This window comes from Corynebacterium breve (assembly GCF_030252165.1).
Lineage (GTDB): Bacteria > Actinomycetota > Actinomycetes > Mycobacteriales > Mycobacteriaceae > Corynebacterium > Corynebacterium breve.
On record NZ_CP126969.1, the window covers coordinates 1,297,463 to 1,316,646 of the forward strand.

Here is a 19,184-nt window from a genome sequence, read left to right on the forward strand (position 1 = left end):
ACAGGCTCGCCCACAGAAAGGTAGATCTTTATGAAGCTTCTTGTCACAGGCGGCGCAGGATACGTCGGAAGTGTCTGCACTGCGGTCTTAGTTGAATCCGGCCACGACGTCACCGTCATTGATAATCTTTCGACCGGTAACCGCGATGCCCTGGTCGACGGGGTGCGCCTTGTAGAAGGCGATGTCCAAGACACCGTAAACGATGTGCTGACCGAAGGAGGCTTCGACGGCGTATTGCATTTCGCTGCACGGTCGTTGGTCGGTGAATCTATGGAGGTGCCCGAGGAATACTGGCAAGACAACCTTGTCACCAGCTTGACCCTGCTCAATGCCATGCGTGAGCATAATGTGCCTTCCCTAGTGTTCTCGTCCACTGCAGCCACTTACGGCGAGCCGGAGATAGTTCCAATCACCGAGGACATGCCCACGCAGCCGACAAACCCATACGGTGCTACCAAGCTTGCGATCGATTACGCAATCACCTCTTTCTGTACGGCCCACGGTCTGGCGGCCACGAGTCTGCGCTACTTCAACGTGGCCGGCGCCTACGGGTCGATCGGCGAGAACCGCGCTATTGAAACCCACCTCATCCCACTGGTCCTCCAGGTAGCCCTGGGACACCGTGAAAAGATCTACATGTTCGGTGATGACTGGCCAACCAAGGACGGCACCGCGGTACGTGATTACATCCACATTCGCGATCTTGCCGACGCCCACCTGCGCGCCCTTGAGACCAACCGCGCCGGCGAACACCGTATTTTTAATCTCGGCTCAGGCGATGGTTATTCGGTTCGCGAGGTCATCGAGATGTGCCGAGAAGTCATTGGTCACCCCATCCCTTCCGAGATTGCCCCGCGACGCGCGGGTGACCCAGCTACCCTGATCGCCTCCAGCGATAAGATCAAGGCTGAACTAGGGTGGAACCCGACCCGCACCGATCTTCGCACCATCGTGGAGGATGCGTGGGCGTACACCGCCCAGCTGGGCGACAAAGCGCACTCGGCAACTCGTCAGAAAAATTAGTTAGGCGGCTTTCCCGTCGCTTGGAACCAGACGACGACGCTGTTCGTGTGCCCCTTTTTGCACTACCTTGAGCATCCCGTCGAAATCCCCCAACATCAGCGCTTTGAAAAGCGCATCGGCTAATGCGTGTCCGGGCAGTTCCTCCTGCACAATGATTAGTGCAGCTGTAGCCCACGAGCTGAGAGAGTGTGCTGTAGCAACAATCGCCCACAGGCACAGTGCGTTGCTGCGAATCACACCGTCGAATTCTCGCGCGATCGCGAGGAAGACCGGGGCGGATCGACGGGGATGCGCAACCGCAGTAGGAACCAAGCAATCCCGGAGTCTGGATCGTGCTAGGCACGTGAGTACCGTGAGCAGGTCATCCTCTTCAGGGAGCACGTCATTGACTTTTGGGGCGTTATCTACCGTGACTAGTGAGTATTGCGGTGCATTCACTATGATCCGCGCGGATTGATCAACGGCACGGTCTGCCCCTGGTGCCCCGGCATCGTCTCGTGCAATCAGTTCGTCGGCCCTGCTGTACGCCAAGCGTGCCAGAGCTTGGGTGTCTGGGTCATAAACACACTCGGCTTGGAAGTAAGCAAAGGCCTCTGCCCTACTCAATGCCGGAAGCGCACCATGATCCAACAGTGGTTTCATTGCCGGGGACATGGCCACGTTATCTACAATCCCTCCGATCAGATCATCGTCATCAGGGCCGAATTCTACGTAGAAGGCTGCGCCCGTGGCGATCTCGGGCACGCTCCAACACGCGTCTATGAAAGGGTGGCCGAAAGCATCAACCATATTCTTCAATGTTGAGACGGCTCGCTTGTATTGTCGGGATGTTGTGTCGTCAGAAACAAGAACCGCCAAGAAGACGTCGCAGGCGGTTGCTGGTGGAAAGTGGAGTGCGTCGGAGACAGTGTCGGTGTTGTCAAGATCGGCCCGCATTACGGGGCCGAGGAGCAGGGAGTGCGGGTGATCGTCGTCAAGCATAAAGCCGATGAGCACGACAGAATCTTGAGGGTAGAAGCCGAGCACGCCTGGGATGGCCGCGATAAGTTCGCCGGGTTGAGTAAGTGGTGGGATGGAATGGTTGTCTATGTTGGTCATGCTTTCCATCGTTGTGGTGCACAGCTGTCACGTCTGGCTTCGTGCTCACAATGCCCGAAATCTGTGGAAAACAACATTTTCATCCACAGGTTTGCGGTGAAATCACTGGATCGTTGGCAAAAGCTCCAGTTTTAAAGAACAATGAAGTATTCGAGGGAATCATTTGCTAACTGACAATGTTGTAACTAATACATCCGTCCTTAGGAAATGAACTTTATTAGTAAGAGAGGTTGATCATGGCAGACGATACTCGCCGCATGTATGAGATGGAGTACCCCGCACCGCCCGTGGGAGATACCAGCCAGCATGGACCGACCCTTATTATCGCGATGCAGGGCTACGCCGATGCTGGTCACGCTGTAGAAAGTGCTGCCGAGCATTTGAAGGCAGCTTTAGACAACAGCCAAGTCGCTACTTTTAACGCCGACGAGCTGATCGATTACCGCTCACGCAGGCCTGCGGTGATGATGGAAAAGCATGAAATCACCAACATGGAGAAGATCGAGCTCGACATGCGCGTAGTGCGAGACTCAGAGGGTGAGAACTTCCTCTTGCTCTCGGGTCCTGAGCCTGACTTGCGCTGGGAAGGCTTTAGCCAGGCAGTGGCCGATCTGGCAGATAAGTACAACGTCAGCAAGACCATCTGCCTGTACGGAGCACCCATGGCCGTTCCTCATACTCGTCCCCTGATGGTGTCCGCGCATGGAAATGACCGCGACTTAGTAGGCACGATGTTCTCATTCGATGGCAAGGTAACCATGCCAGGTTCGGCTTCCTTGATGATCGAGCGCGAACTGCACGCCCGCGGTCATGCCGTTGCCGGATATACGGCGCACGTCCCCCATTATTTGGCACAATCGCCATACCCGCATGCCACGTTCCAGTTGCTGCAGTCGGTGTCTGATACTTCCAAGTTAAAGTTCCCTCTGAAGGCACTTGAACATGACATGAATGTGGTTGCCAAGCAGCTCACAGAACAGACCGCAGGCTCTGAGGAGATCATGCATGTGGTCACTCAGTTGGAAAAGCATTATGACCAAGAACTTGCCGAGTACCGCAAGACTCACCCGAACGCGATGATGCCCGGGGAATCCCAGGTACCGTCTGGCGAGGAAATCGGCGCGGCTTTTGAGAACTACCTGGCCGCGGTAGATGACCGCGAGCGAACCCGGCCTGAGCTGCCGCACGCAAAGCAGTTGTTTAACTTCGATAGCAACGAACAGGCAGCAGACGACCCATCGCTTGGCGACGACTCCCCTGCCCCCGATGCCGACTCTGAGTCCGAGGCGGACGGCCAAGGTACCACGGACGAAAGCTGATCTGGGCTACGGTGGAAACCGTGAATCTAGCCCAGCTCCTGCCTGATCTTTCAGAAGTTCCAGATTCCCTCTACGAGGACGCAATCTGGGACTCTTTCATGTCGTGGACCAATAGTCGCGGCATCACTCTGTACCCGGCACAGGAAGAAGCCTCCTTAGCGGTGTTGGCGGGTGACAACGTTATTCTTGCGACCCCCACCGGCTCGGGAAAGTCGATGGTGGCAAACGCCGCACACTTCATCGCCATGGCTCGCGGGCAGAGGACGTTCTACACGGCGCCGATCAAGGCGTTGGTAAGCGAAAAATTCTTCGCACTCTGCGAGATCTTCGGAGCTGAAAACGTCGGGATGATGACTGGCGATGCAACCGTCAATGGCAACGCACCCATCATCGCAGCAACAGCGGAGATCGTGGCCAATATTGCATTGCGTGATGGCAAGAATGCCGCCATCGACCAGGTTGTGATGGATGAGTTCCACTACTACTCGGAACCCGATCGTGGCTGGGCGTGGCAGGTGCCGCTGCTGGAACTGCCCAACGCACAGTTCTTGTTGATGTCTGCCACCTTGGGCGACACACAGTGGCTGCAGGATGATCTGACAGATCGCACCGGACGTACGACCACATTGGTTTCTGGTACCGAACGCCCCGTGCCGTTGGATTTTCACTACGTATTTACACCAGTCCACGAAACGATCGAGGAGCTGTTGTCTAACGGGAAGGCCCCGATTTATGTGGTGCACTTCTCCCAGCGTGAGGCGACCGAACGGGCACAGGCGCTGACGAGCATGAAGATCATCAACGACGAGGAGAAAGCGCGGATTGCCGAGGAGATCGGGGATTTCCGCTTTACCACGACGTTTGGCAAGACTCTGTCTAAGCTGCTGCGCCGCGGCATCGGCATTCACCACGCAGGCATGCTGCCAAAGTACAGGCGCCTCGTCGAAAAGCTTTCTCAAACCGGCCTGCTGAAAGTTATTTGTGGCACGGACACGCTGGGGGTCGGCATCAACGTCCCGATTCGAACTGTGTTGATGACGGGGCTGGCGAAGTACGACGGGCAGCGCCAGCGCATCGTGAAGTCTCGTGAGTTTCACCAGATCGCGGGGCGTGCGGGTCGTGCAGGATACGACACCGAAGGCACCGTAGTCGTTGAGGCTCCGGAGCACGAGATTGAAAACGTCAAGCTGCGTAGAAAAGCGGGCGACGATCCTGCCAAGCTACGCAAGATCCGGAAGAAGGCTCCGCGCGACGGCCAGGTGTCATGGTCAGAGAATACTTTCGAACGCTTGACCACCGCCGAACCTGAGGAGCTGACCAGCCAGTTCAGAGTATCGAACTCAATGCTGCTCAATGTTGTAGCGAGACCGGGCGATGGCTACGAGCACATGAGGAATCTCCTACGCACCAATCACGACTCTCGTGCAAAGCAGAACCGTGACATTCTAACTGCCGTGGAACTGTTCCGGGGTCTGATAAACGCGGGAATCGTCGAGCGTACCCCAGACTCGCCTGCATCGAGGCCCTACACCTTGACGGAAGAGCTGGACCGCGATTTCGCGCTCAACCAGCCACTTTCCCCGTTTGCCCTCGCGTACCTCACGCTGCTGGATCCTGAGTCCGACACGTACACGTTGGATGTCATCTCCACGTTCGAGGCGATCTTGGACGATCCACGCCAGCTGCTTCAGGCTCAACAATCAGCAGAGCGCGGTGAGGAGATCGCGGCGTTAAAGGCTGACGGGGTTGACTACACCGAACGCATGGCCCTCATCGAAGACGTCACCTATCCGATGCCGCTAAAAGACGAGCTCGACGAAGCATTTGAAACTTTCCGCGAGGGAAACCCGTGGGCCAAGGAATTCGAACTCTCGCCGAAGTCGGTCGTGCGTGACATGATCGAGCACGCGATGACCTTTTCTGATCTCATCGCAACCTACGGTCTGGCACGCTCCGAGGGCGTGGTGCTGCGCTACCTCACCGACGCGTGGCGCACCCTAGCAAAGTCGATCCCAGCGCAGTACCTCACCGAGGAGCTAGAAGACATCATCGAATGGCTTGGTGAGCTCATCCGCCAAGTCGATTCCTCGCTGATCGACGAGTGGGCGCATATGGCCGACGAAGACACACCAATTTCAAAGCACGACCTGGAACGCGAGCTTGCGTTCGGCGTGGAAGACCCTTCTGCGCTCACCTCCAACCGACGCGCGTTCAAGATCATGGTGCGCAACTACTTCTTCCGACTGGTGGAGCTTTTCGCCTTTGAAAAGGAAGATCGTCTCGCCGATATGCTGGAGTACCTCGACCCCGAAGATACGCCCGACTGGGGTTCGGCTTTGGACGACTACTTTGATGAATACGACGATCTAGACACCGGCCCCGATGCCCGAGGACCAGAGTTCTTCTCTATCGCCGACGACGCTACTCGCAGCTGGCCTGTTCGACAGATCATCAAAGATCCAGAGGGTGACAACGCATTTCAGCTGCACGGCGTAGTCGATTTGGATGCTTCTGACGCCGCGGGTGAAGTGCGCTTGAGCTCCCTTGAGATGAAACAAGTTTAGGAAGGAAATTCCTTCTTCACCAGTGCCCAAGTTGACTCGGCCAGTAGTTCCATTGCGAGCGTGTGCTCGGAGTCACTTCCGTACACTCTCTTGGATTCCTCCAGGAATGTGTCGCGCAAGTGCGCGGCGCGCTCGTAGTCGCCGTGTGCTTGGCACATATCCGCAAGGTAATGGTCAGCGACATTAACACCGTTGACCCGCGCGTATTCAAAAAAGCCGGTGGAGACCAAAAACTCCAGCGGTTCCTTAGTCTCAGCGAACCGGCGCTGTCGGCGAAGCACCTGAACCAACATTGCGTTGAGCTTGATGCGTGCGTGTTTATGATGCGGTTCGCCGCCTTCCAACATCTGTAGGTAGAAGCGGGCAGCGTCGGTTGCCTTGCGCAAATCTTGCTTTTCGACGAGACGCATCGTCACAGACTTCGCTTCCTGGACAAGAGCATCGGTTGCTGACTTATCTAAAACGTCGTGGAACATGTGGGTCACCTCCATTGATAAATCATTTAACAAAGTGTAACCCACATCACATTTCAGGTCTAGGATTCTCCAGCTTTCCATTCAATACCCGAGCCCGGACGATGCTCAAAAACTAAGGACGTGTTGGTCGACGCTACCTCAGGGCGCGCACTGATCGAATCTGACACGAAGTCTCGTAATGTCGCGGAGTCCGCGACCGCAACATGAACTACGAAATCGCTTCCGCCGGAGACAAAGTACACATGACGGGATTCAGGAAGCTCCTGGAGAAAAGTTTGAAAACTCCGCAGAGCATTGCGGGCACTCGCATGGAGGCGAATATGAATCAGGGCTTCTGTCTGTAGCCCCAAGGCTGCGATATCGACCTCGGCGGTGAATTTGGTGATCACATGGTCGTCGACAAGCGACCGTAGCCTGCGATGCGCCGTGGACTCGCTGACGTTGACACGGGCTGCAAGCTCGGCAATGGGGATGCGCGCATTACCCTGAAGGGTCGCGATGATGGCGCGATCGATGGAATCTAGTGGCCGATTCATGCACATCCCTCATGGACGATGGCAGATTCCTGCAACTGTGGTGCTTTCGCGGCGGATTCCACCAAGCCGATAGTCAAGTACTTTGAGCTCACGCATAGTGATCCTATTCGATTTCATTTGTGAGGAGGAGCACATGACCAAGGCAATCATCGTTGGAGCCGGAATGACCGGCCTTGCTACCGCTTGGCACCTGCAGGAATATGGCTATGAGGTCGAAGTCGTCGACCGCGTGGGCGTCGCTGCAGGATCCTCGTGGGGAAACGCGGGTTGGCTCGCACCGGGGAAAACTATCCCGCTTTCAAACGCGAGCTTATGGCGCTACGGCCCTACTGCGTTACTAGACAAGAACGCCGCAATGAGTGTTCCTCCACGGATCGATCCGAAGCTATGGGCTTTCGTCGGTCAATTTATGGCACGCGCAAATCAGAAGTCTTGGGATAAGACTATGGCCGCGCTCACCCCGGCGGATCAAGCTTCGCTGGCTGCGTTCGACGAGCTCATCGATGGCGGCGTCGATGCCGTCACTCATGATGGTCCGTTCATCGTCGGCTTTGAGAAGGAATCCGAAGCCACCGGTTTCCTCGGCGAGGTCGAGGGCGCTATCCGTCACGGCCAAGACATCCCCTTCCAGCAGATCACTTACGACGAAGCCCTTGAATACGCTCCAATGCTTTCCGAGCGTGTTCAGGCCATCTACACGATGGGTGGCCAGCGCTACATTGAACCTTCCGTGTTCTGTGATGCGCTTGCCGATGCTATTCGCCAGCGCGGTGGCACCATCCGTGGTGGCATTGAAGTCACCGAGGTGCGCTCGACCCGTATTCCAGCTTTGAATTTTGCTACTGGTGAGTGGGCTACCGCCGATGTCGTCGTCCTAGCTACAGGCGCCTGGTTACCTTCGCTGGCGCGGGATTTGGGTGTGCGCACACTGGTTCAAGCTGGCCGTGGCTACTCCTTCAATGTTCCTACCGAGAAGGAAGCAAAGTACTCGGTTTACCTTCCACATACTCGCGTGGCTTGTACGCCCGTTCCTTCGAAGGGCCGCTTCCAGATCGCGGGGACAATGGAATTCCGCGAACCGGACGAGGCGTTCCAACCTGCGCGGATAGATTCCATCATCAACGTGACCAAGCCAATGTTCCAGGGCATCGATTGGGATGACATTCAAGACGAGTGGGTCGGTTCGCGCCCGGTCACCCCTGACGGTTTACCCCTAGTCGGACGCACCAAGGTCCCTAACGTGTACACCTGTGGCGGGCACGGCATGTGGGGCATCATCTTGGGCCCAGTCTCTGGCAAGCTCCTAGCCAAGCAGATTGCTACCGGCGAGGTAGACCCGATCATCGCGCCTTTTGATCCCCTGCGCTAAACAACTCTTGATACATAGCGTAGAGTGCGCGCTGCTCCTCGGGCGCTAGGCACGTCCCTGCACGAACATGGCTGGTGGCAACACTGGACAGATACTCGATCGTCGTCCCTTCCTTTCGCCGAGACTGCGTAAAATCAGGTCCGAAGAGAAACATCAGAGCTTCCATCTCCTCGGCCCTGAGCATCCCTTGCCTGAGCTTATCGACGATTCCACCGGGCACGACGGGACCTTTCTGACGTGGAACGATGCTCCACTCTGGAAACTCAAGGTTCCTTAGGTCCACGAAGGATTCCGGTGAAAGCCATGCATCCGATGTTGTGCCGATGATCGAGAAGGGCAGTGTAGAATCGCTTGCCGAAAACCACATCAACACAGGGCCATGTGCACCAAATACCACGGGTTCAGCAGTGTCCTTGGTCTGCGCTAACGCTCCTGTGACCATGCCGGTCTGGGCAATGACACGTGCTCCGGTTTCGTCAATCCCGACCGCAAAGCGCTGCAAAGTGACGGGGCCGAGCCCGAAGATCTCTGATTGATAGGTCAGTTCAAGCGCCGGAATCTGCACACACCGAGGGATCTTTGCAATGTGACGCCACTGGCCCATTGCGTGCTGAGCGTACTGAAGAAGATCAAAGGCGCTGACGTAGTCTCCGAGTTGATCCAGCTCCGTGCACCAAAACGTCACTCTTCCACCGTTATCGGTACGCATCGGCATACGAGTAATTGGATGCCCGTTGATGTCTCCCACCACGCGCTGCGGGAACGATATGCCGTAATAGTCGTCTTCGCTGTAGCCGGTGAATTCTGACCGTTGTGGCCGAAGTTCCGCCGGCCACGCTAAGAGCCCGGTATCGATGGTGACGGTGACAAGATCTTGCGTGGCCTGTATCACGGCCAATTCTGCTAAGACGGTGCTTGGGGTGTCACCGAGGACGGCTGGAAAATGGTATTGCGAACCGACTTCACGCCCGGCGAGTGCAAGACCGGTTGGATCAAAGGCGTACGCCGAATCGGGCGAAAGTTGGCTGATGGGGGTCGGGGCATCAAACAAAGCGCTCATGCCCCTTATTGTTCCTTGGTTTCGGGTTTACTGTTCGCCGAGAACGCACTGTGCGATCAGATTGTCTAGTGCACGCACGTCGACATCGCGACCGACATTGATCTTGAACTTTCCGGCTCGAGTCCATAGCTCAAGTTCAGCGTTGAAATCTAGGGTGCCCGAGTTCTCGCTCGACCACATATCGATCGACTTGTAAGGCAATGAGTACATTTCAACTTTCTTGCCGCGCAGCCCCTGGGCGTCACGGACTATCATGCGCTTCGTCGTGAACACTGCGGAGTCACGAAACGTCGCAAATGCAGCAACTGGCTGTTCTCCCGGCGTGAGCATGGGGAAAATATCCTGCGGGATATCAATTTGACGATGCAGGGTCCATGCGGTGATCGCAGCGACGGAAACAGAACTCATGTAGGACAATCCAATCATGTAGAGACTAATTACGCGTCAATCATAGGAGATGATGCCCACACAAGAGAAAACCCGCACACTCTTTGAGCGCGCGGGTGATCGTCGTTAAGCGAAAAGCTTAGCGAGCGTCCTCGATGTCGACGACAGTCGCTACAGCGTTGATCACTGCACCGATCTTGACTGCCTCCCAGACCTGCTCCTTGGTCAGGCCCTCCTCCAGGACAACCTGAGCGTGGGAAGCCAGGCAAGCCTCGCAGCCGTTCATTGCGGAAACGGTGATGGACCACAGCTCGAAGTTAGCCTTCTCAACGCCTGGCTTAGAGATGATGTTCATGCGCAGGCCCATCTTGACGTTGGAGTAGTCGTCGCCAAGCATGTGACGGGAGCGGTATGCAACGTTGTTCATTGCCATGACGGTAGCTGCGCCGAATGCTGCTTCGAGAGCCTCTGCGGAGAGGTGATCCTTAGCCTCATCGACGATCTCGGAGATGACAGTGGAGTTCTTGGTCGCTGCAGCAGCTGCAACCAGAGCGCCCCAGAGCTGCTCTTCGTTGAGCTCAGTGGAACGTGCAAGGGTACCAATGTTGAGCTTCTGGTCCTTTGCGTACTCTGGCATTGCGTTCTTCAGGTTATCGATAGACATACGAGTTCCTTTCGTTTAAGCGTGTAGATATGGGTGTGCCCCGCCACCGATGAAGGCGGAATAGCGGGGCACGTAAGACTGGATTACTTCAGGGATTCCTGAACAACGTCCAGCTTGTTGATGTTCTTGGTTGGGTCGTTTGCTTCCCAGTTGCAAGCGCAAACTTCCTCGGATTGCAGAGCGTCCAGCACACGCAGGACCTCGTCCACGTTACGGCCAACTGCGTCTGGGGTGACGGAGACGAACTGGATGATGCCGTCTGGGTCAATGATGAAGGTCGCGCGGTCTGCAACGCCAGCTTCGTTCTCGACACCAAGGGTGCGGATGAGCTCGTGCTTGACGTCCGCGAACATTGGGAAAGGAACTTCTTTCAGCTCTGGGTGGGTTGCGCGCCAGTTGAAGTGTGCGAACTCGTTGTCAGTGGAGCCACCCAAGATCTGGGTGTCGCGGTCCTGGAAGTCCTCATCGAGCTTGCCAAATGCAGCAATCTCAGTTGGGCAGACGAAGGTGAAGTCCTTTGGGTAGAAGAAAACAACCTTCCACTTGCCTGGGTACTTGTCCAGAGACACAGTCTCGAAGTAATCCTCTGGCTGTGCAGCGTTGACCTCGTGCAGGTCACCGCCCTTAAGTGCGGTCAGCTCGAATTCTGGGAAACGCTCCCCAACAGTCATGATTGCCATAGCTCTACGATTCTCCTTAAAGAAAAACTTGCGGGTGATGCCACTTCGCGCGTGGTGGAACATTTGTGGATACATGTTGCCACGCTCCGTCACGCGTTCGTTATCCATTATGCCAAAGAATCCCCGGCCTGTCAATAGCAAAACCTATCTTAATCGGTTACAGTAATAAGCATGAGCAATAAAGAGTATCGGCCGACCCTTGCACAGCTCCGGACATTTGTCACGATCGCAGAGAATAAGCACTTTGGCACCGCAGCCAACAAGCTGTCTATTTCACAGCCCTCCCTTTCCCAGGCACTCGTTGCTCTGGAAACCGGGTTGGACGTGCAGCTTATTGAACGATCGACTCGCAAAGTCATCGTTACCCCCATCGGGGAGAAACTCCTCCCCTATGCCAAAGCGACTCTCGAGGCAGCCGATGCGTTTATCCACCAGTCCCGTGGCGCACATGGCGATCTCACCGGGCCTCTAACAATCGGGGTGATCCCGACAGTTGCTCCTTATGTCCTTCCCGAGCTGCTCCGCGGTTTGAAGGACGAGTTCCCGGAGCTGGAACCGCGAATTGTCGAGGAACAAACCAAACACCTGGTCACCCAGCTGCGCGAAGGCCAGCTCGATGTCGCTCTGATGGCGCTTCCGTCCGATGGTTCCGGACTTATCGATCTACCGCTTTACGACGAGCGTTTCACCATCGTGGTTCCAGAGAATCACTCCTTGGCTGGTGAATCCAACCTCGGACTGCAGGCCATGGACCAACTCGACCTTTTGCTTCTCGACGACGGTCACTGTCTTCGAGATCAAGTAGTGGATTTATGCCGTGCCGCCAGCATCAACCCTGCTGAGGCCGCCGACTCCGTTACTCGCGCCTCATCGTTGACCACGATTCTCCAGCTCGTCGTAGCTGGGCTGGGTACCACTCTGGTCCCAGAATCGGCACTTCAAACTGAATGCACCCGTCCTGGCCTCGCTTTGGCAACCTTCGATGAGTCAGTTGTGGCACAACGTACGATCGGTCTTGTATACCGCTCTTCGTCGTCACGCATCGCCGAGTACGAAAAGCTTGGTGAGATGGTAAAACGAGCTTTCGAGCGCACCTTGGAAGGCAACAAGGCGTTGGCCGGCGCTTAGCTAGTACTGCTGAGGCCACCCCGTCGGAGCCGGAGCAGGGGCTGGCGGCATCATCGCGCTTCCCGCCGGAATCGGTCCGCCAGCTGCTTGCCGGTAAATATTCGCCCTGACAATCTGCACGATGGGCCCGATTGCAAATGCACCCAAGCCGAGCGTGGCCATTACGAAGAACTGCGACAGCACCCCCTCAAGCAGTAAGTAGAGGAAGATCTTGCCCCAGTGCCGCTTTCCATCTGCAAAGCCTTTGCCGATGGCCCCGGAAGAGCCTAGACGTCCGTCGACAACGTAGTACGGCATCGTGAAAAAGAACGGCGACACCAGAACCGCCAGAAGAATGAATACGAGCGACCAGCACATGATATACAGGCCAATTTCGTCATCAGTCATGTGCTTTGGGGCGATCGCATAGGCAAGTCCGCCGATTAAGCCGGCGAACAGTCCGAGGATGAGTAAAAGCAAAACGCCCAGACCAAAGAGACCGCCGATGTGTGCGTTTTTGGTGAAATCGCCAAACTGTATCTGGCGAGTCTCAAGCTGCCTGATAGATCCTTTCAGCATGAAGGCGTTATACGCGAAAGAGCACCAGATGAATCCGATCAACAGGACGGCGAAGCCAATGAAGGCCAGCCATTGCACGTCGGATTCGGCTACGAGCACAAACACACCTGCCCCGGCTGCGAACACGATCGAAATAATCAGCACGAATACCAAAGGGACCCAGATCCAAGTAAGCCAGTTCATGTTTTCGCTCCATCGCTGGAACGACCACTTCACGGCATTGAGCACGTGAACTTGACCGTTAGTGTTAACCAGTTGGTCGTGGTTGCTGTCCGCATAGTCGTAGAATCCCGCGCCGGGTCCAGAGCTGTACTGGCTGTAAGGTGCCTGAGGCGCGCCCTGGTGTGGATAATGGTTCGGCTGCGGTTGCTGATTGTTCTGGTACTGGGGAAACTCGCCGTACGGTGGCATCGTCATTGGGATCGGCTCTTTCGGATCGACTCGGATTCAGTGTGTAACCGTGAAGGTGCGCTGGAGACAAGAATGTTCCCGCTCATTGTCCTATGAAAAACAATCGCCGTCCACGGAAACTATCCGTGGACGGCGTGGGAGTCGTCGTCAAGCGAAGCCCTATGCGAAGCCCTGGTAGCCCGGATTCGCTGGCGCGTCGTATTGAGGATTCTGCGGGATTGGCCCACCTGCCGCCTGGCGATACATGTGAACTGTGGTGAGCATCATCGCAGGAGCAATGATCACTGTTGCAAGGCCAAGGGTCAAGACGATTACGAGTGTCGCCGCAAGTGCTACAACCACGGAGTACAGAATAAGCTTGCCGTAATTGCGCTTACCAGCATCAAATGCCATTGCGAAGGCCTGGCCGATACCCTTGGCGCGCCCCTCGACCGCGAAGTGGATCGGGAACATGATGAATGGGCCGATCAGCAAACTGACGATTCCGGCAAGCGCCACTACTCCAATCATCGGCCCCATTGCACTGGTGAGTTGCTCTGGGGTCGGCTCGGTACCCAAGTCGTTCATCAGGCTTCCACCCATGCCCCACCCAAAGGCATAACCGACCCCGGAGGAAATCGCCGTAATGATGATCGAGACGATGAACGCGGGAACGAAGTGGACGTCCTTAGTCAGATCCGAGTAGGACGCTTTGTGCTTATCTACCTGCCAAATCATGCCGCGCAACACAAAGACCATCAGAGCGGAAGTTGCAAGGCTGACGATGATATCCCACACTGCCGTCGCAAACATCGAACCGGTGGCACCGAACAACATGCCACCGCCGCCAGCGACAACCATAATGACGATACCCGACGCGATCGCACCGAGAATCCAAACAAAGGCGTTGCTGAAGGTTACGGAGAAGCCCCACTTAAGCGCACGCATAACGTGAATCCGACCATCAGTGTTCACCATCGGAGGTTGGCTCTCCGCTTGCACGGCGTACCCAGATGGCGAATCTGGGTAGGCTCCGTAGCCTGACGTTGGCTGCTGGTATTGCTGGTATTGCTGATTCTGTTGATTCTGCTGACCGAATCCCTGAGTATCTTCAGGATGGGGTGTCGCTGGGTACTCTGGGAATCCACCAGCCGGCTGGTGTGGCTGCTGCGGGCTTTGGGACCCGTCAAAAGGATTTGATCCCTCACCCGGGAAATTCGGATATCCCGAATTGTTGTTGTCGTTCGGTGGCGTGGTCATCTGACCGATCCTTTCCTAGAGCTTGTTTGTTCACTTAAACACTAACCCGATCCGGCTCAGATTATCGTGCCTCAATCAACACCGCTATGCGATCCCGCTAGACTTCATAAACAGCCATGACTACTTCTCCTCCTTCACGCGATGATTTGCTCGCCCGCCTAGACCACGTGTCGCTAGCTGATGCTCGCCGGTTCTCTCGGCGGCTTCGTAAGGCTCGCGCTCCGCAGGCGTTGTCCGCCATTGCCCGGGACATCGACGAGGCCGCGGCTCGAGTTTCGCTTATCGACGACACCGTTCCCGTCATCACCTACCCAGAGGAACTGCCCGTATCGGAACGTCGGGAAGACATCATGGAGCTCATCCGTGACAATCAGGTAGTCATCATCGCTGGTGAGACCGGCTCGGGCAAGACCACCCAGATACCGAAGATGCTTTTGGAACTAGGCCGTGGCAGACGTGGCCTTATCGGCCACACCCAGCCGCGACGCCTTGCTGCACGCACGGTGGCAGAACGTATTGCGGACGAACTCGGTCAAGAAATCGGTCAGTCGGTTGGCTACGCTATTCGCTTTGATGACCGCGTGTCGCAGTCGTCGGCAGTCAAGCTCATGACCGACGGTATTCTGCTCGCTGAGATGCAGCGCGACCGCTTTCTCAATGCCTACGACACCATCATCATCGACGAGGCACACGAACGTTCTCTTAATATCGACTTCCTGCTGGGCTATCTCAAGCAGCTACTCCCACGTCGCAAGGATCTGAAGGTCATCATTACGTCCGCAACGATCGACCCTGAGCGATTCGCGCGCCACTTCGCTGCCGCTGATGGCACGCCTGCCCCTATCATCGAGGTTTCAGGACGCACTTATCCCGTAGAAATCCGCTATCGCCCGTTAGAACAGCAAGTTGGCGATCGCACCGTTGATATCGACATGTTCGACGGTTTGATCCACGCCCTCCAAGAACTCATGGCGGAAGGCGACGGAGACATCCTCTGCTTCTTCGCCGGCGAACGCGACATCCGTGATGCTATGGAGGTCATCGAGGGCCAGAACTGGCGCGGGGTCGAAGTCACTCCCCTATTCGGACGGCTTTCCAACCAGGAACAGCATCGCGTGTTCTCCCCACATTCTGGTCGCCGCATAGTGCTATCGACCAACATCGCGGAAACCTCGCTGACAGTGCCGGGCATCCACTATGTCATCGACACTGGCACCGCACGCATCTCTCGTTACTCCACGAGGACAAAAGTGCAGCGACTCCCTATCGAGGAGATTTCTCAGGCCTCGGCGAATCAGCGCTCCGGGCGCTGTGGCCGAGTAGCGGACGGCATCGCCATCAGGCTGTATTCAGAAGACGACTTCAACTCTCGCCCGGAGTTCACCGACCCAGAGATCCTGCGGACAAACCTCGCCAGCGTCATCTTGCAGATGATTTCCCTACGCCTTGGCGAGATCACCGATTTCCCATTTATCCAGCCGCCGGATCACAAAGCGATCCGTGACGGTCTAGTCCTCCTAAACGAACTCGGTGCGCTAGAAGCAAGCCAAGAACCCCGCTTGACGGCGATCGGCCGGGATCTAGCCAAGATCCCCGTAGATCCGCGCATGGCGCGCATGCTGGTTGAGGCGAACACCCTTGGTGTGCTGGACGATGTGACCGTGATCGTCTCCGCATTGACAATCCAGGACGTCCGCGAGCGCCCACTTGAGCTCCAAGCTCAGGCTGATCAGGCGCACGCTCGGTTCAAAGACTCGACCTCAGATTTTCTTTCTAGCCTAAAGTTGTGGGACTACATCAATGAATCCCGGGACGAACTTTCCGGTAATGCTTTCCGCAAGCGCATGAAGAAGGAATTTCTCCACTACATGCGCATCCGTGAGTGGTACGACTTGGTGCGGCAGCTTCGCGACGTTGAAAAACAGCTCGGATGGTCCAGCGCCGACCGCGTCGTCGGCACGCGTAACGAAGATGCGATCCACCAATCATTGCTGTCGGGGCTTTTGTCGAATATCGGCGCTCGCGACGGCAATTCCAAAGAATTCCTCGGTGCTCGCGGGACGCGGTTTTTGATCTTTCCCGGATCTTCCTTAGCGAAGAAGCCACCGGAGTTCATCATGGCGGGAGAACTCGTAGAGACTTCCCGCCTGTGGGCGCGTAGTGTCGCAAAGATTCAACCCGCATGGGTAGAGAAGCTCGCTGGCAATTTGCTCAAACACTCCTATTCCGAGCCGGTGTGGTCGACCAAACGGGCAGCCGCGATGGTGCACCAAAAATCGATGTTGTACGGGGTCACCGTCGTAGCGGACCGTATGGTGCCCTATCACCGCATCGACCAGGCAGCCGCCCGAAATATGTTCATCCGCAACGGGCTTATTGCGGGAGAGTGGAACACTCACCACAAATTCTTGAAGCACAACCAGCAGCTTCTCGACGAAGCCTCAGTTGTCGAAGACAAGGTTCGTCGCCGAGGCTTAGTCGTGGATGAAGACAGTCTTTTCGACTTCTATGACTCCCGTCTACCTGATAATGCGACAACCGGACGCCATTTTGACTCCTGGTGGAAAAGGAAGCGCGAAGAGAACCCCGCGTTTCTCAACTTCGACCCAGAAGCTCTTGTCGACGACGTTGAAGGGCATACCGATAACTCTTTCCCGGATACTTGGAAGCAAGGCAGCGTCACCTACGAGCTGCAGTACAAATTTGAGCCAGGAGACCCGTTCGATGGTGTCACCGTCCTCATTCCTGTACCCCTGTTGGCAAACGTCGAGGGCGAAGATTTCCGCTGGTTAGTACCTGGACTCCGTACTGAACTAGTCACAGAACTCATTCGTTCGCTTCCGAAAACGCTGCGCAAGACAGTGGTTCCAGCTCCTAACTTTGCAGAGCGTGCGACACCAAAACTGATTCCGTTTGAGTCGCCTTTGACTGATCAATTAGCTCAAGTGCTCCAGGAGATGGGAGCCAGAGGCATTAATGGTTCGGATTTTCGTCCTGAGCTTCTTCCCGCGCATCTGTCCATTACATATGCAGCCATAGATAAACGTGGCATGGTCATTGACCACGATAAGGATCTTGCGGCTTTGCAGGATCGGCGCGCGGGACAGATTCGCTCCTCGGTATCTAAGGCTGGCCGGAAAGCTGAAACCAAGACAGTCAAAGAGTGGACTAAGGATTCCTTGGGATCTATCCCTGAGACTGTCTCTACTACTGTCGATGGAAATCAAGTAGAGGCATATCCCGCTTTGCAAGCTACATCGGACGGTGTCAAAGTCACTGTGCATCCTACGAGAGCTGCCGCCGAGGCATCCATGGTAACGGCGACACTTACCATTTTGCTGCGGCAGATCACTGTTTCAACGTCGCAGATGATCAAAGGGTTGCCGCTACGGCAAAGGGTGGCGGTAGATCACTATCCGCATGGAGGCGCCGAAGGGCTTGTTGAAGATGCACGTGTGGCGGCGATCCGTGACTTGATGTTTGAGCACGGTGGACCAGTACGTTCTCCGGAAGAGTTTGACGCCTTGGTTGCCAAGGTAAAGCCAGATGTAGCGGGCAAAGTACGTCGTTCTGTCGTCATGATTGCTCCTGGGCTGGTCGAGTATGCCAACATCGCCACAGAACTGCAAAAGTGGGAAGGTCCAGCAATCGATGACATGCGCAAGCAGCTGGATTTCATCCTGCCGAAGCATGCAATCACTATTCACGGGATTGAGAACCTCCAACATATTCCCCGCTACATGGACGCGATGGGCACCCGCTTAGAGGAAATGTCTTTCGATCCCGAACGGGACGCCGATCGACAGTCTGTGGTAAATAATGTCGAAGCTTACTTGCATAATAAGCTGAATCACCTGCCGGCTGGGCGTGAGAAGACAAAAGAGGTCAAAGACATCCTCTGGCGTATTCAAGAGCTTCGCGTGAGCCTGTTTGCACAACGACTAGGAACTCCCAAACCAGTTTCTGAGCGCCGCATTCAGAAAATGGTCGATAAGCTTCGATAAACTCCGGCGCCCCTCGTCGTCTAGTACTCGCGGTCGCGACGTCTCATCAATCGTATTTCAGACTCGAAATCATCGGCGCTTTCGAATGATTTGTACACCGATGCGAAACGCAGGTATGCGACTTCGTCTAGTGCACGTAAGGGTTCCAGAATCGCAAGTCCAATCTCATTGGCATTGATCTGCGAACTACCCTGGCTACGAACAGTTTCCTCGACTTCTTGGGCAAGTCGTTTCAGTGCATCGTCAGTAACATCTCTCCCCTGGCATGCACGTCGCACGCCGGTAATGACTTTGTCACGATCGAAAGGCTCTGACAGGCCATTCCTCTTGACTACAGTAAGTACGGCCTTCTCAATCGTTGTAAAGCGGCCATTGCATTCCACGCACTCCCGACGCCGTCTAATTGAGGACCCTGAATCAATGATTCGAGAATCTATGACACGTGACGAGTCATTGTGGCAAAAAGGGCAATGCACAGGTATTTTCCGTCCTCTTGGTTGGCCTTGATTCTAGGGCGCGCGTAAGGATTCAGCGAGCCACCAACCATAGAGTTTAGCCTTCGTATGCCAACCCAGTCCGACGATATCGATCAATTACCGCACTCCGGCATATGTCACTTGGTCAGCCCCAGCAGACCCAGTCGTATCCTCGCCAAACGCTCCACCGAA

General features: G+C 55.7%; 16 protein-coding genes. 6 read left to right on the plus strand and 10 right to left on the minus strand.

Annotation, left to right across the window (positions count from 1 at the left end; genetic code table 11):
• The first annotated feature begins 30 nt into the window (after positions 1–30).
• A complete protein-coding gene (galE, locus tag QP027_RS06385) occupies positions 31–1,023 on the plus strand; it encodes a UDP-glucose 4-epimerase GalE (RefSeq protein ID WP_284823385.1) in 993 nt (330 codons plus the stop codon).
• Here galE and QP027_RS06390 read toward each other — a convergent pair whose 3' ends face one another.
• Entirely contained in the window at positions 1,024–2,121 is a 1,098-nt protein-coding gene (locus tag QP027_RS06390) for a DUF4192 domain-containing protein (protein ID WP_284823387.1), read from the minus strand.
• Between the two features lie 236 nt (positions 2,122–2,357).
• Between QP027_RS06390 and QP027_RS06395 the strand changes: the two genes are divergently transcribed.
• Positions 2,358–3,440: a PAC2 family protein gene (locus QP027_RS06395; RefSeq protein WP_284823389.1), complete on the plus strand. Its 1,083-nt coding sequence runs from the start codon at positions 2,358–2,360 to the stop codon at positions 3,438–3,440.
• A 20-nt stretch (positions 3,441–3,460) separates the two neighbouring features.
• Positions 3,461–6,004 carry a DEAD/DEAH box helicase gene (locus tag QP027_RS06400; RefSeq protein ID WP_284823390.1) on the plus strand — a complete coding sequence of 848 codons (2,544 nt, stop codon included), beginning with the start codon at positions 3,461–3,463 and terminating at the stop codon, positions 6,002–6,004.
• Here QP027_RS06400 and QP027_RS06405 read toward each other — a convergent pair.
• Both QP027_RS06405 and QP027_RS06410 read right to left on the minus strand, forming a co-directional pair.
• Positions 6,001–6,480 carry a hypothetical protein gene (locus tag QP027_RS06405; protein WP_284823392.1) on the minus strand — a complete coding sequence of 160 codons (480 nt, stop codon included), beginning with the start codon at positions 6,478–6,480 and terminating at the stop codon, positions 6,001–6,003. The genes QP027_RS06400 and QP027_RS06405 overlap by 4 nt on opposite strands.
• Before the next feature lie 59 nt (positions 6,481–6,539).
• Entirely contained in the window at positions 6,540–7,016 is a 477-nt protein-coding gene (locus QP027_RS06410) for an Lrp/AsnC family transcriptional regulator (protein ID WP_284823394.1), read from the minus strand.
• Between the two features lie 133 nt (positions 7,017–7,149).
• Between QP027_RS06410 and QP027_RS06415 the strand changes: the two genes are divergently transcribed.
• Positions 7,150–8,385, plus strand: a complete 1,236-nt coding sequence (locus QP027_RS06415; RefSeq protein WP_284823396.1) for an NAD(P)/FAD-dependent oxidoreductase — start codon at positions 7,150–7,152, stop codon at positions 8,383–8,385.
• Here QP027_RS06415 and QP027_RS06420 read toward each other — a convergent pair.
• The 4 genes from QP027_RS06420 to QP027_RS06435 form a co-directional block, all read right to left on the minus strand.
• The gene (locus QP027_RS06420) at positions 8,357–9,445 is read right to left on the minus strand and encodes a hypothetical protein (RefSeq protein WP_284823399.1); all 1,089 of its coding nucleotides are present in this window, start codon (positions 9,443–9,445) and stop codon (positions 8,357–8,359) included. The genes QP027_RS06415 and QP027_RS06420 overlap by 29 nt on opposite strands.
• 27 nt (positions 9,446–9,472) lie before the next feature.
• The gene (locus tag QP027_RS06425; RefSeq protein ID WP_284823401.1) at positions 9,473–9,853 is read right to left on the minus strand and encodes a PH domain-containing protein; all 381 of its coding nucleotides are present in this window, start codon (positions 9,851–9,853) and stop codon (positions 9,473–9,475) included.
• Positions 9,854–9,971: 118 nt separating this feature from the next.
• Positions 9,972–10,496: an alkylhydroperoxidase, AhpD family gene (gene ahpD / locus QP027_RS06430; protein ID WP_284823403.1), complete on the minus strand. Its 525-nt coding sequence runs from the start codon at positions 10,494–10,496 to the stop codon at positions 9,972–9,974.
• A gap of 83 nt (positions 10,497–10,579) precedes the next feature.
• A complete protein-coding gene (locus tag QP027_RS06435; RefSeq protein ID WP_284826963.1) occupies positions 10,580–11,176 on the minus strand; it encodes a peroxiredoxin in 597 nt (198 codons plus the stop codon).
• A 171-nt stretch (positions 11,177–11,347) separates the two neighbouring features.
• On the opposite strand from QP027_RS06435, the gene QP027_RS06440 reads away from it, so the two are divergent.
• Positions 11,348–12,304 (plus strand): hydrogen peroxide-inducible genes activator, encoded by a 957-nt coding sequence (locus tag QP027_RS06440; RefSeq protein WP_284823405.1) that lies wholly within the window; start codon positions 11,348–11,350, stop codon positions 12,302–12,304.
• Here QP027_RS06440 and QP027_RS06445 read toward each other — a convergent pair whose 3' ends face one another.
• Both QP027_RS06445 and QP027_RS06450 read right to left on the minus strand, forming a co-directional pair.
• Positions 12,305–13,279 carry a hypothetical protein gene (locus tag QP027_RS06445; RefSeq protein ID WP_284823407.1) on the minus strand — a complete coding sequence of 325 codons (975 nt, stop codon included), beginning with the start codon at positions 13,277–13,279 and terminating at the stop codon, positions 12,305–12,307.
• Positions 13,280–13,432: 153 nt separating this feature from the next.
• Complete coding sequence (locus QP027_RS06450; RefSeq protein WP_284823409.1) at positions 13,433–14,512, minus strand: hypothetical protein; 1,080 nt, start codon at positions 14,510–14,512, stop codon at positions 13,433–13,435.
• Between the two features lie 116 nt (positions 14,513–14,628).
• Here QP027_RS06450 and hrpA point away from each other — a divergent pair, with 116 nt between their 5' ends.
• Entirely contained in the window at positions 14,629–18,516 is a 3,888-nt protein-coding gene (gene hrpA, locus QP027_RS06455; protein WP_284823411.1) for an ATP-dependent RNA helicase HrpA, read from the plus strand.
• Between the two features lie 20 nt (positions 18,517–18,536).
• Here the strand turns inward: hrpA and nrdR are convergent, their stop codons facing one another.
• Positions 18,537–18,992, minus strand: coding sequence for a transcriptional regulator NrdR (gene nrdR, locus QP027_RS06460; RefSeq protein ID WP_284823413.1), 456 nt, complete (start codon positions 18,990–18,992; stop codon positions 18,537–18,539).
• Positions 18,993–19,184 lie beyond the last annotated feature (192 nt).

Coding starts and splice junctions, on each gene's coding strand:
- galE (WP_284823385.1), top strand. CDS start 31: ATGAAGCTTCTTGTCACAGGCGGCGCAGGATACGTCGGAAGTGTCTGC.
- QP027_RS06390 (WP_284823387.1), bottom strand. CDS start 2,121: ATGACCAACATAGACAACCATTCCATCCCACCACTTACTCAACCCGGC.
- QP027_RS06395 (WP_284823389.1), top strand. CDS start 2,358: ATGGCAGACGATACTCGCCGCATGTATGAGATGGAGTACCCCGCACCG.
- QP027_RS06405 (WP_284823392.1), bottom strand. CDS start 6,480: ATGTTCCACGACGTTTTAGATAAGTCAGCAACCGATGCTCTTGTCCAG.
- QP027_RS06410 (WP_284823394.1), bottom strand. CDS start 7,016: ATGAATCGGCCACTAGATTCCATCGATCGCGCCATCATCGCGACCCTT.
- QP027_RS06415 (WP_284823396.1), top strand. CDS start 7,150: ATGACCAAGGCAATCATCGTTGGAGCCGGAATGACCGGCCTTGCTACC.
- QP027_RS06420 (WP_284823399.1), bottom strand. CDS start 9,445: ATGAGCGCTTTGTTTGATGCCCCGACCCCCATCAGCCAACTTTCGCCC.
- QP027_RS06425 (WP_284823401.1), bottom strand. CDS start 9,853: ATGAGTTCTGTTTCCGTCGCTGCGATCACCGCATGGACCCTGCATCGT.
- ahpD (WP_284823403.1), bottom strand. CDS start 10,496: ATGTCTATCGATAACCTGAAGAACGCAATGCCAGAGTACGCAAAGGAC.
- QP027_RS06435 (WP_284826963.1), bottom strand. CDS start 11,176: ATGGCAATCATGACTGTTGGGGAGCGTTTCCCAGAATTCGAGCTGACC.
- QP027_RS06440 (WP_284823405.1), top strand. CDS start 11,348: ATGAGCAATAAAGAGTATCGGCCGACCCTTGCACAGCTCCGGACATTT.
- QP027_RS06445 (WP_284823407.1), bottom strand. CDS start 13,279: ATGACGATGCCACCGTACGGCGAGTTTCCCCAGTACCAGAACAATCAG.
- QP027_RS06450 (WP_284823409.1), bottom strand. CDS start 14,512: ATGACCACGCCACCGAACGACAACAACAATTCGGGATATCCGAATTTC.
- hrpA (WP_284823411.1), top strand. CDS start 14,629: ATGACTACTTCTCCTCCTTCACGCGATGATTTGCTCGCCCGCCTAGAC.